Raw genomic sequence first — 12,618 nt, 5'->3', positions numbered from 1 at the left:
TTTCATGGGAATTATTGACAAATTAAATAAAGATTTTGAAAGCCGTGTCAGATTGGGGATAATGTCCATTCTGATGGTAAACGAGTGGGTGGATTTTACTGAGATGAAGAACCTTTTAAATATTACAGATGGAAATTTAGCAAGTCATTCCTCAGCGCTTGAGAAAGCAGAATATATCGAGGTAAAAAAAGAATTTGTTGGTAAAAAACCTAAGACGTCTTATCAGGTAACACCCAGAGGACGCGCGGCTTTCAAAGAGCACCTTTCTTATCTTGAAAAATTGATGAAATCGTAACAACTCTATTTTTTTTATCTAAATACTTTGAAATGCAAAGTACTTTTTAATTTGAAATGATAAAATCACCATAAAAAAAGTAAAACAAAACCAATAAAGAACGGATGATAACCTATTGAAATACTATTAATTTAACGCAATACTTATGAAAAAACATCAAATTATCCCAGCCTGCAGTTTAATTTTTATACTGCTTTTTTACAATGAAGCAATGGGCGTTAACCTCGCTATTTTTGGATTATTATTTATCGGACTGATCTGTTATTTTTTTCAGGACAGGTTTACCGAACGATCACATTTGATTCTGGTAGTAACGTCGGTCTTATCTTGTCTGGCTTTTGCCTGGTATGGAGATTTTGCATCATTTTTGGCACTTTCAATGTCCATTTTATTTTTGCATTTCAGAGTACAGGATCCGGAACTTAAAATAATTCAGATTTTTCCGCTTGTGTTTTTAAATGCGTTTGCCACTTTAGGACGTGTTTTTATGTTCAGCCAATGGCTTCCGGAACAAAAAATCCACAACAATTTTGCAAAGAAACTTGTGGCTTATGTTGTTATTCCCCTGATTTTCCTTGCCGTATTTTTTACTGCTTATTCTTTTGGGAGCGAGCATTTTTCGTCCCTGCTGACGGATTATACTTTAGATCTTAATATTTTTGAACTCATCCTGATCGGAACTTTAGGGTTTTACATTTCATTTAGTTTTTGGAATTATTGGGTTCCTGAAGTATGTTATGAAAAAAATGAACTTTTGGATAATGAATTTAACAACATCAGCGAAATCAAAAACCAGCAGACATTTTCGTTTCTGGATTTAGATTTTGAAAGAAAGAGCGGTGAGATTACATTAGTCTTGTTAAATTTCATGCTTCTGGTTTTTATAATTACATACAATTACGAGCAATTTTTTGAAACGGTTGAGACCTCTAAGCTCAGCTCAGCGACTCATGAAAGAGTAAATGCCGTAATCTTTTCGATTATTATGGCTGTTGGAGTGATACTGTTCTATTTTAAAGGAGGATTTAATTTTGATAAAAGAGCAACTCATCTCAAAAAATTGGCAAAAATATGGATTGTCTTAAACGGTGTTTTGATTGTTAGCACCATTATTAAAAATTCAGAGTATGTTTCATTCTTCGGGTTGACTTATAAAAGATTGGGAGTTTATGCTTTTCTGATTCTGGCGGTAATGGGTTTGATTTTTACATTTTTAAAAATCACCCGACAAAAAACAAATGCCTATCTCTTCAATCAAATGGTCTGGTGCTTTTATGGAACAATACTGTTGTGCAGTTTTGTGAATTGGGGAAATCTAATTACAAACTATAATGTTTCGGTAAATAAAGGAGTCGAACCAAGGTTTTTAAGGAGTTTGCATTTTAATGATGAAAGCCGTAATGCTTACTTTTCAACCATAAATATTGTTGGTGAAGGACAGGGTTATCTGGAAGAGAATCGTGTAGAAGACCACAAGAATGATCCTTTTCTGTCGAAAGCGCTCTATTATGAATTTGTGAATACTAAATAGTTGACAAAAACCGTCTTAATTATGTTATTAAGGCGGTTTTTTAATCTCCAATTGTTTTTGGTTATAAAAATAAAGGATACTTTTGCAGCACTTAAAAAAAAACTTCTCCAATGGACGATTATGATTCGTTAGTATTTAATTAAAGTAGCTTTTGAATTTTTTCAAATTGCTACAATAACCCCTGCAATTTTGAAATGAAAGCCTTTTACAAAAACAATAACGGATTAATCGAGACTCAGGAATGGACTCCAAACTGCTGGATCAGCATTGAATCTCCAACAGAAACTGAAAAAAAGTATTTACTGGACGAACTTCAAATTCCTGAAGCCTTTTATAATGATATCGAAGATATTGATGAAAGACCTCGTATGGAGTCTGAAGATGGTTGGAATTTGTTTATCATGCGCGTACCTATAAAAAGTAATGATGTTAAACTTCCTTTTCAGACTATTCCGATGGGTTTGATTTTTAAAGAAGATGTTTGTGTCACTATTAGTTTTTATGAAACACAAATCATTTCTGATTTTGTACAATACACCAAAAGAAAAAACATACCTATAAAAGATAACTTCGATTTGGTTTTAAGATTGTTATTGTCATCCAGTGTTTGGTATTTAAAATATCTGAAGCAAATCAATCAAAAGATAAAACTGGCCGAGGATAATCTGGAGAAATCAATTAAAAATCAAGAGTTGCAGGCACTTTTGCAAATCGAAAAATGTTTGGTGTTTTTTATTACTTCTTTAAAAGGGAACGATGTTTTATTTCATAGAATTAAAAATCTAAAAGCGCACAGAGAGCATTTTGATCCTGATTTGCTGGAAGACGTAGATATCGAATTAAGTCAGGCACAGGATACCGCTAATATTTACAGTAATATTTTGACGGGAATGATGGATGCCTATGCTTCGGTGATTTCTAATAACATGAATAACATTATGAAGCAAATGACTTCGATTTCTATTATTCTAATGATTCCTACTTTGATAGCCAGTTTGTACGGAATGAACGTACCAAATGGTTTGGAAGAAAGCAAGTTCGGTTTTTGGATTTTGCTTTTTATATCTGTTATTTTGTCTTCTTGCGGGGCATTTCTATTTAAAAGAAGAAGATGGTTTTGATACTGTGTTTGCTATAAAATACATAGCAACATCATTTTTTGACATATAAAAAATACAGATAAAAAAAATCCCATTACTTATATACAATGGGATTTTTTTTATCTGTTTAATAATCTCCTTTTTTCTTAAATCGGGGATCGTGTTTAGAGATGAATTCTGTTCTTCGTCTCGGAGCTTCTTCTTTTGGCAAACTCGCTTCCTCTGTTTTACTGGAAGGTTCAATTAAACGATTTAGTTCTTTAATTTCGCCATCAGTCAGATCGCGGTAACGCCCCACCGGAATATCCAGTGAAATATTGATAATTCGGATACGTTTTAAAGCCGTTACATCATATCCTAAATACTCGCACATTCTACGAATCTGACGGTTTAGACCTTGTGTCAGAATAATTTTGAAAGTGTATTTGCTGATTTGTTCTACTTTACATTTTCGGGTAACAGTGTCTAAAATTGGAACACCATTTCCCATTCGCTGAATAAAACGATCTGTAATAGGTTTGTTAACCGTTACAGTATATTCTTTTTCGTGGTTGTTTCTGGCGCGCAGAATTTTGTTGACAATATCACCGTCATTCGTCATAAAAATCAATCCTTCACTCGCTTTATCCAGACGCCCAATTGGGAAAATACGTTTAGGGTAATTAATGTAATCTACAATATTATTTCGAACCTCGAGATTGGTGGTGCATTCAATTCCAACAGGTTTGTTGAATGCTAAATACACCATTTTTTCGTGCTTTTCTACAATTAGTTTTCCATCAATGCGTACTTCGTCATCGGGTGAAACTTTTGTTCCCATTTCCGGTACGACACCATTTATTGTTACACGTCCTTCTTCAATAAGTTTATCGGCTTCACGACGAGAACAGTACCCAGTTTCTCCTATAAATTTATTCAGACGTTTTAAATTCTCTTCCATATTGCAAAAGTAGTCAAAATTTAGACTTCTTGGACTTCTTAGATTATTAGATTGCTGTTTAACCTTAGAGCCTCTGAACCTTTCTAGCCAGCATGAAAATCCGAACTATCTGAAGGTGTTTCTTTGCGGTCAAACATCCCGTAATCGCGAACTACTGAGGCAATCCGTAAGTGATAATCTTTAAAAACTTCATTTCGTCCCTTTACTTGCGCATGACGATGCATTTCAAGATTTCTCCATTGTTGAATGCTTTCTTCATTCTTCCAAAATGACAAGGACAAAACTTTCCCGGGGTCACTAAAACTCTGAAATCTTTCTATCGAAATAAAGCCTTCAATATGGTCCAATTCGGGACGCAGACTTGCAGCAATATTCAGATATTCTTCTTTTTTTCCTTCATTCGGAATTACTTCGAAAATTACAGCGATCATTTTTTTAGATTTTTAGATGGTTGGATTTTTAGATTGTTTGGCTTTGATCTGAGATTTTTAGCGACTTAGGATCTTAAATAAGCCTTTGTGCCTCTGAACCTTTATTCAGCAGAAAACAAAAACTCAATAACCTTTTGATACAATTCGTCGTCATGCATTCCGTGGCCGAGGCCTTTAGTTTCAATAAACTGACTGTTTTTCCAATTGCTGGCAATTTTTTTTCCTTCTTCAAAAGCGACGATCTTATCTGAAGTGTCGTGTGCGATTAAACCCGAAACATTAAATTGGGAGGCAAAGCGTTGTCCTGAGAAATCTTCGAGTTTAAAATTGAAGCGATTCATGAATTTGCCTTCTAAAAGCGTAAACATTTTGGTATTTAAACTTAACATTGAGATATAATTATCAATCAGTGTTTTTAGGTCAGATGGAGCACCAAGAATGACCATTTTATTTATACTGGTGTTGGGAAACAAGTATTGATGGTAAATACAGGCAGCACCTCCAATAGAATGACCGATAATAATGGTGGGCTGGTATTTTTCTACAGCCTTATTGATAAATTCGGCATAAAGCGGAACATTAAATTCTTTACCGCTGCTTTGTCCGTGAGCAGGAGCATCAATCGCAATAATGGTACTTCCTGATTTTTGTAGGTGTGGTAACGTTTTTTTCCAGCGGGAAGCATTACTTTCCCAGCCGTGAACAAGCAATATTTTGGTTTCGTTACCTTTCCAGATATAGGTTTGAAAATGATGTTCGTTATGGTGAAATGTTTCTGTTTCTGTGTTTTTTAATACTTTGGGCAGGCTGTCCTTCTGTAGTCTCCCAATTCTGGGCTGACTGAAAAGTGCATAAGAAAGCTCAACGGCTTTTTGTGGGCGAACGTAACTTAAAAAGTTAATATAAGATCCGACCGATTTTAATGTGATAAAACGTATTCCTTTTTTAATTCCCAAAACAAATAATTTAGTGATAAAAATAATATTCGGGAATCGATCTAAAAAAGCTTCGCCACGAATTACACAAATTTACCACGAATTTTTATTCTTTAATGTGTTAAAAGAGAAATTGGCGAAATTTGTGTAATTCGTGGCGAGAAAAAATGCCGTTTAGCGGCAAAAAAAAGTCCCGATTGGATCGGGACTTGTATTTAGAATTTAGAGAACAATTGTTCCATTTTTTCTTTTTCTTCTTCAGCTAATGCGCTGTCAACTAAAATTCTTCCAGAGTGCTCATCAGTAATGATTTTCTTTCTTGAAGCAATTTCCACCTGAGTTTGTGGTGGAATTGTAAAGAATGATCCTGCTGAAGCTCCTCTTTCGATAGATACAACTGCCAAACCGTTACGAACACTACTTCTGATTCTTACATAAGCAGCTAATAATCTTTCTTCAATTTGACCTGAATACTCAGCAGACTTCTCTGTTAAGAAGATTTCTTCTTTTTGAGTTTCAGACATAATTGCATCTAGTTCAGATTTTTTATGTTTTAAATGAGAACTTTTTGCGTCAAGTTTTTCTTTTAAATTAGAAATAACTTCTTTTTTATGTTCGATAGAAGCTTTCATTTCTTTGATTTGCTTTTCAGCCAATTGAATTTCTAATTCCTGAAATTCAACCTCTTTAGTCAAAGAATTAAATTCTCTGTTATTACGAACTGATTCTTGTTGTTTTGTGTATTTTTTGATAACCTCTTTGTGCTCATCAATAGCGTTTTTCTTTGCTTTGATAAGATCCTCAATCACTTCAAGTTCACTTTTCAGTTTCTCTGAACGCGTGCTTAAACCTGCAACTTCATCCTCTAAATCCTCTACTTCTAAAGGAAGTTCTCCTCTTACGTTTCTGATTTCGTCAATTCGGGAGTCAATAAGCTGTAAATCGTATATTGCTCTTAACTTGTCCTCAACACTTAATTCTTTCGTATTCGCCATATTCTATAAGTACTTAACTGGATTTGTATTTTCTTCTGATAAAATGATTGCAAAATTAAGGATTTTTTTTCGAAGATAATCAACAATATAGTTTTTTGTATACCGTTCGCTCTCAAAATGACCAATATCGGCTAAAAGTAGACGATTTTCAGCTTCATAAAACTGATGGTATTTTAAATCGGCAGTTAAAAAAGCATCGGCTCCGCTTTGAATGGCATTTTTTATGGCGAAACTCCCAGAGCCCCCCAAAACGGCTACTTTCTTGATTTTTTTGCCTAAAAAGGCTGAATGACGAATTCCGTCAGCAATCATCTTATCTTTTACAAAAAGCAGAAAGTCTTTTTCATTTATTTCTGTTTCAAATTCGCCAATCATTCCCAGTCCAATAGTTTGATGTGCGTTTTGTATGTTGTAAATTTCATAAGCAACTTCTTCATAGATATGATGGGCAAAAAGTGCTTTCAGAATTTTTGATTGTAAATGTTTTTCAAAAATAACCTCAATTTTTATTTCGGTTCCGGTGTGTAATTTTCCTTTTTCTCCAATGACCGGATTGCTGTTTTCATTTCCCTGAAAAGTAAAAAAGCCTTCTGTGTTAAAACTGCAATTGTCATAATTTCCAATCGTTCCGGCACCTGCCTCAAACATTGCATTTCTAACTTTTTCGGAATTTTCGGGAGTGGTATAGGTGACTAATTTTTGAATGAAATTTTGTTTCGGAATCAGAACCTTTGTGTTGATTAAGCCCAATGCATCACAGAATATTTTATTAACCCCTTGAGAATGGTTGTCTAACGCCGTATGGACGGCATAAATCGCGATGTCGTTTTTGATTGCTTTTAAAATGGCACGTTCTACATAATTTTTACCTGTGATTTTTTTAATTCCGGAGAATAAAATAGGGTGAAAGCAAACCACCAGATTACAATTTTTGGCAATTGCTTCCTCAATAACAGATTCTAATGCATCGTGGCAAACTAAAACTCCTGTACTTTCAGTTTCGGTATTGCCAACTAGGAGTCCTACATTGTCAAAATCTTCGGCATAAGCCAAAGGAGCCATTTCTTCCAGGACTACTATTATATCTTTGATTTTCATTTTTTAGTTTTGTTTCGGATTTCAAGTTCCAGGTTATGGTGTAAACTTGAAACAAATTAACGAAAAATATTATACTTTCGTAAAATGAATGTACTTAGAAAAATACTTTTCCCGTTCGCGATTTTGTACGGATTGATTACTAGTGTAAGAAATTTTCTTTTTGATAAAGGAATTTTAAAATCTACTTCATTTGATATTCCGGTTATTGCAGTTGGAAATCTTAGTGTTGGCGGAACAGGTAAAACACCCCAAATAGAATATCTTATCCGATTATTATCAGATCGTTATAAAGTGGCTACTTTAAGCCGTGGTTACAAACGAAAATCAGAAGGTTACGTATTGGCCAGTGAAACTTCTAATGCTGAAATTTTGGGTGATGAGCCCTTTCAGTTTTATCAGAAATTCCCAAATATTCAGGTAGCTGTTGATGCCAATAGAAGAAACGGAATCACGCAATTGCTTTCGCAAACTGAAAAACCGCAGGTGATTTTGTTAGATGACGCTTACCAACACCGAAAAGTAAAAGCCGGGTTTTATATTTTATTAAGTTCTTTTGATGATTTGTATGCTGATGATTTTATGCTGCCATCTGGAAATCTTCGCGAGAGTAGAAGTGGAGCCAAAAGAGCTGATATTGTGGTGATCACAAAATGTCCAAAAGAGCTATCGGAGCAAAAACAGGAGGAAATCAGATTAAAGTTAAAGCTCAAATGTTCCCAGCAACTCTATTTTACTTTTATTGATTATGACGATTTTGTTTATGGTAAAGATGAGAAAAGGGCTGTAAGTAATGTTAAATCAGAATCAAAATTACTTTTAGCCGGAATTGCAAAACCAAGTCCGTTTTTCGATTATTTAAAAAATGAAAAAGATGAATGCCTGACTTTTCCGGATCATCATCATTTCTCGGATGCTGATTTAGAAACAATTCAGAATAAGGCACAGAATAAAAGGGTTATTACGACCGAGAAAGATTATGTACGTCTAAAAGATTCAAAATTGGTTTCGGGTTTGTATTACCTTCCTATCAAAAGTACATTTATCAAGCACCAGCAAAATTTTGACACCACCGTTCTTGAGTATGTAAAAACAAATTTACCGTCTTAAGAAAATATTGACGTTAGAAGAATCGGGATATAATGCTGTAAAATTCGTCTGGAACAAATGGTTTTGTAATAACGTCGTTCATGCCATAAGATAGTAGCATATCTCTGTTTTCATCAAGCGAAATAGCAGTAAGTGCTATAATCGGAGTTGTTTTGTCGAACTCTCTGATTAATTTTGTAGCTGTAGTTCCGTTGATTCCCGGTAAGTGAACATCCATTAGGATCATATCAAATCGTTTTACTTTTAAAAGCTCAACTGCATCCTCACCATTGTCGATAATTTCGCAGGTAATGTCTTTGTTCTCCAGCATTTTTCGAGTAATCATCTGATTGATTTTGTTGTCCTCAATCAGTAGAATCGATTTGTTCTTTAATTGCGTATCGTTATATGGTTTTATTTCTTCAATAGTTTTCAATTGCTCTTTGTTAATCTTAAAGTTTAATTTGAATGTAAAAGTTGAACCTTTGCCAACTTCACTTTTTAGTTTGATTTCTCCGCCCAAAAGTTCGATTAGTTTTTTGACAATTGTAAGTCCGAGGCCGGTTCCGCCGTATTTTCTGTTTACTTCTATGGACCCTTGCGAAAAGCTTTCAAAAACAGTTTGAAGCTTGTCTTCGGGGATGCCAATTCCGGTGTCAACAATCTCAAAATAAACGGTTGCATTGTCGCCTTCCAGTTCGAATAATTTTGCAATAACACTCACATGTCCGTTTTGAGTAAATTTTAAAGCATTGTTGATTAAGTTTAGAATGATCTGAGACAGTTTTGTTGGATCTCCAATTAAATTATCGGGAATGCTTTCATCTATTTCAAGGTTAAAGTAGTTTTTGTTGGCTGTCGCTAATTCCTTTAAAGAGCTCTGAATATTGAAGAGTAATTCTTTAAGATTGAAGCTAATGTTTTCTATTTCAACTTTTGTGGAATCGATTTTATTAATTTCCAGGATTTCATTGATAAAAGTGGTCAGGTAATTTCCTGAGAATTTCAACGATTCTAAATATTTTAATTGTGTTTTTTTAGGATTGTCTTCGAGTAACAAGTGGGTAATTCCATTAATAGCGTTTAATGGCGTCCGCAGTTCATGACTTACCGTTGATAAAAATTCGGATCTCGCTTTCGATGCTTTTTCCGCTTTATTTTTGGCCAGTATGAGCTCTTTGTTTTTTTCTCTCAGAAGTAAATTGTTTTGATTTCTTATAATGTTGTTTTTGTATAAAGCCAGACTCAAAAGGGACAAAATCGAAATTAGGGCAATCGCTAATATACTCACCAGTTTAGAATAGCGATAGGTTTTTAACTGGATTTTTTCTTCGCTTTCCTTTTTAATACTGTCTTTTAAGGATTCGTTCTTTTTGAATTTTTCAAATTCATTCCGATCCGTTTTGTTGTTTTTTAATTTTAAGATGTAATTCTCTAATTGATAATGTTCTTCCAGATAGGAGTAGGCAAGGTCAAAATTTTTATTTTGTCTGTAGTACTGGCTGATCGCTAAGATGATTTTTGATTTTTGAGCCAGGTTGTTAGTTTTGGCATTATAGCTTAAAGCATTGTTGAAATAAACAATAGCCGAATCATTTCGTTTGAGTTGTGTTTCAATTAAACCAAGTTGATAATAGGAATTGATTTTGGCTTTTATGTTTGCCGGAAGGTCTGTTTCCTGTGTTATTTTTCGAAAAGATTGGGCTGCTAAGGGCAGATTTTTGTTGTTTTTTAAGGCTATCGCTTTCTGATAGCTTAATACTTCGGCCGGATCTGTAATTTTTAATTGGTTTAAAAGCTCTTCGGTTTTCTTGTAATAGATTTCCGCTGCCTGGTAATTGCCTTTTACAGTATTTGTCAAGCCAATATAATGTAAAGCCAGAGCCTTGGTACAGGTTGGTTTTATATTTTGAAATAGAAAAACACTTCGATGAAAGTTTTTCAGGGCTTCTTCATAATTTTTTTGGCTGTAATAAATCTTTCCAAGCTTAAAAGTCTGATTCGCGAGGTTTTCGGCTTTATCGTTTGTTTCGCAAAAGTCAATGGACTTTTTGGTGTAAAAAATAGCTTTACTGTAATTTTTATTGCTAAGACTGGCGTCTGTTAATTTGTTGTAATAGAAGACACTGTCTGTACTCTTTTTAGCCTGAGAGTACAAAAACGAATTTAATAGACAAACAACAATAAAAAGATAGTGTTTCATGTATGGCTATGCTTTTACAATGAATCTTTAAGTTTTTCTTATTAGTAAAATCAAATCGATCAATCTTGATGAGTAGCCAATTTCGTTATCGTACCAGCCCACAACTTTTACCATTTTGTCAATAACCGAAGTTAATTGAGCATCAAACAAACACGAATGCGTATTGCCAATTACATCAACTGAAACAATTGGATCTTCAGTGTAATCTAATATTCCTTTTAAATTTGTTTTTGAGGCTTCTTCAAATGCTTTATTTATTTCTTCAATCGTAACAGCGCGTTTTACATTAAATGTGATATCGGTTAAAGAACCGTCAGGAACGGGAACGCGAATTCCACATCCTCCGATTTTATGATGCAAGTTAGGGAAAATTTTTGTTAATGCCTTAGCTGCACCTGTTGTTGTTGGAACAATCGACTGACTTGCACCTCTCGCACGACGTAAGTCCTTATGTGGCTGGTCGTGAAGACTCTGATCTGTGGTGTAAGAGTGTATGGTTGTGATATAGGCTTGTTCAATTCCACACAATTCATCAATAATCTTTATCATAGGAGCTGCATTGTTTGTAGTACAGCTCGCATTCGAAACAATGTTTTCGCTTCCGTCCAGAATCGTTTCATTAACGCCTAAAACTACCGTTTTGATGGTGTCAACTTCTGATGGCGCCGAAAGAATTACTTTTTTGGCACCGACTTCAATATGGGCGTTTAATTCCTCGTGCGTTTTGTACTTTCCTGTTGATTCAATTACAAGATCGATGTCGTGACGTTTCCAGTCCAGATTAGAAATGCTTTTTTCGTGAAAAAAGAAAAAGTGTTTTCCGTCAACAATAATTCCTTCTTCGTCATGACTGACTTTAAAGGGTAAGACTCCGTGAATACTGTCGTATTTTATTAAATGCGACATGGTTTTGTTATCGGCGATGTCGTTGATGGCAACTACTTCAATTTCAGGGTGGTTTAAAAGTAAGCGAAATAAATTTCGGCCGATTCTTCCAAAACCGTTTATAGCAATTCTTGTTTTCAAGCTTTCGATTGTTTGTTAAATCGTTTAATCGTCGATTGGTTTAACCGTACTTATGATTAAACGATTTAACAAATAAACGGTTAGACTTTTTTATAAAATGTGTTTTTGTGCTTTGTAAGAAGAACGAACCAGTGGGCCGCTTTCTACATGACGGAAACCTAATTCAAGGCCAAACTTTTCATATTTAGCAAACTGATCAGGCGTTATAAATTCTTTTACAGGCAAATGTTTTTTACTTGGCTGTAGGTATTGACCAATAGTAACAACGTCAACATTTGCATTTCGTAAATCAGTCATCGTCTGAAAAACTTCTTCTTCAGTTTCTCCAAGACCCAGCATAATTCCAGATTTGGTTCTGTTGATTCCCTTTTCTTTCAGGTAGCGTAAAACCTCGAGACTACGATCGTATTTGGCCTGAATACGTACTTCACGGGTCAAACGGCGGACCGTTTCAACATTGTGTGAAACTACTTCAGGATTGGCCTCAACAATTCGGTCGATGTTTCTTTCGATTCCCTGAAAATCCGGAATTAAAGTTTCAAGAGTAGTATTCGGATTCATTCTTCGGATTGCTTTAACTGTTTCAATCCAAATAATAGATCCGCCATCTTTTAAATCATCTCTGTCGACACTGGTAATTACGGCATGTTTAATGTTCATAATTTTGATAGAACGGGCTACTTTTTCAGGCTCGTCCCAATCAACCGTTTCAGGGCGTCCGGTTTTTACACCGCAAAATCCGCAGGAACGGGTACATACATTTCCCAGAATCATAAAAGTGGCTGTACCTTCGCCCCAGCATTCTCCCATATTTGGGCAGCTTCCGGAGGTACAAATAGTGTTTAGACTATATTTATCAACCAAACCACGTAGTTCAGTATATTTTTGTCCAATAGGGAGTTTAACCTTTAACCATTTAGGTTTTCCCGTTGGTATATTTTCAATGACTGTTTCCATATATCAAAATTCAAAGTACAA

General features: G+C 34.7%; 12 protein-coding genes. 4 read left to right on the top strand and 8 right to left on the bottom strand.

Annotated elements, in window-relative coordinates; translation table 11 throughout:
* Positions 1 to 4 precede the first annotated feature (4 nt).
* The 3 genes from AC3IS6_RS01130 (at position 5) to AC3IS6_RS01120 (ending at position 2,947) form a co-directional block, all read left to right on the top strand.
* Complete coding sequence (locus AC3IS6_RS01130; RefSeq protein ID WP_041519901.1) at positions 5 to 295, top strand: winged helix-turn-helix domain-containing protein; 291 nt, start codon at positions 5 to 7, stop codon at positions 293 to 295.
* Between the two features lie 145 nt (positions 296 to 440).
* Positions 441 to 1,826: a DUF4153 domain-containing protein gene (locus AC3IS6_RS01125; protein ID WP_489162941.1), complete on the top strand. Its 1,386-nt coding sequence runs from the start codon at positions 441 to 443 to the stop codon at positions 1,824 to 1,826.
* Positions 1,827 to 2,020: 194 nt separating this feature from the next.
* A complete protein-coding gene (locus tag AC3IS6_RS01120; RefSeq protein WP_489162939.1) occupies positions 2,021 to 2,947 on the top strand; it encodes a magnesium transporter CorA family protein in 927 nt (308 codons plus the stop codon).
* 106 nt (positions 2,948 to 3,053) lie between these two features.
* Here the strand turns inward: AC3IS6_RS01120 and rluF are convergent, their stop codons facing one another.
* The 5 genes from rluF to AC3IS6_RS01095 form a co-directional block, all read right to left on the bottom strand.
* Complete coding sequence (gene rluF, locus AC3IS6_RS01115; RefSeq protein ID WP_173964410.1) at positions 3,054 to 3,866, bottom strand: 23S rRNA pseudouridine(2604) synthase RluF; 813 nt, start codon at positions 3,864 to 3,866, stop codon at positions 3,054 to 3,056.
* A gap of 83 nt (positions 3,867 to 3,949) precedes the next feature.
* Positions 3,950 to 4,297 carry an antibiotic biosynthesis monooxygenase family protein gene (locus AC3IS6_RS01110; protein WP_489162936.1) on the bottom strand — a complete coding sequence of 116 codons (348 nt, stop codon included), beginning with the start codon at positions 4,295 to 4,297 and terminating at the stop codon, positions 3,950 to 3,952.
* Positions 4,298 to 4,398: 101 nt separating this feature from the next.
* Positions 4,399 to 5,253 (bottom strand): alpha/beta fold hydrolase, encoded by an 855-nt coding sequence (locus AC3IS6_RS01105; RefSeq protein WP_489162934.1) that lies wholly within the window; start codon positions 5,251 to 5,253, stop codon positions 4,399 to 4,401.
* 194 nt (positions 5,254 to 5,447) lie between these two features.
* A complete protein-coding gene (locus tag AC3IS6_RS01100) occupies positions 5,448 to 6,227 on the bottom strand; it encodes a zinc ribbon domain-containing protein (RefSeq protein ID WP_173964407.1) in 780 nt (259 codons plus the stop codon).
* Positions 6,228 to 6,230: 3 nt separating this feature from the next.
* Positions 6,231 to 7,325 (bottom strand): Nif3-like dinuclear metal center hexameric protein, encoded by a 1,095-nt coding sequence (locus AC3IS6_RS01095; protein ID WP_489162932.1) that lies wholly within the window; start codon positions 7,323 to 7,325, stop codon positions 6,231 to 6,233.
* 84 nt (positions 7,326 to 7,409) lie between these two features.
* On the opposite strand from AC3IS6_RS01095, the gene lpxK reads away from it, so the two are divergent.
* Complete coding sequence (lpxK, locus tag AC3IS6_RS01090; RefSeq protein WP_489162930.1) at positions 7,410 to 8,432, top strand: tetraacyldisaccharide 4'-kinase; 1,023 nt, start codon at positions 7,410 to 7,412, stop codon at positions 8,430 to 8,432.
* 13 nt (positions 8,433 to 8,445) lie between these two features.
* Here the strand turns inward: lpxK and AC3IS6_RS01085 are convergent, their stop codons facing one another.
* The 3 genes from AC3IS6_RS01085 to lipA form a co-directional block, all read right to left on the bottom strand.
* Positions 8,446 to 10,614, bottom strand: a complete 2,169-nt coding sequence (locus tag AC3IS6_RS01085) for a tetratricopeptide repeat-containing hybrid sensor histidine kinase/response regulator (protein ID WP_489162928.1) — start codon at positions 10,612 to 10,614, stop codon at positions 8,446 to 8,448.
* A 27-nt stretch (positions 10,615 to 10,641) separates the two neighbouring features.
* A complete protein-coding gene (gene gap, locus AC3IS6_RS01080) occupies positions 10,642 to 11,640 on the bottom strand; it encodes a type I glyceraldehyde-3-phosphate dehydrogenase (RefSeq protein ID WP_489162926.1) in 999 nt (332 codons plus the stop codon).
* Between the two features lie 90 nt (positions 11,641 to 11,730).
* Complete coding sequence (gene lipA / locus AC3IS6_RS01075) at positions 11,731 to 12,597, bottom strand: lipoyl synthase (RefSeq protein WP_047774095.1); 867 nt, start codon at positions 12,595 to 12,597, stop codon at positions 11,731 to 11,733.
* Positions 12,598 to 12,618: the final 21 nt, after the last annotated feature.

The organism is Flavobacterium sp. KH_035, from assembly GCF_057839565.1.
Note: the sequence above shows the minus strand (reverse complement) of the source record. Positions and strands in the feature narration are given on the sequence as shown.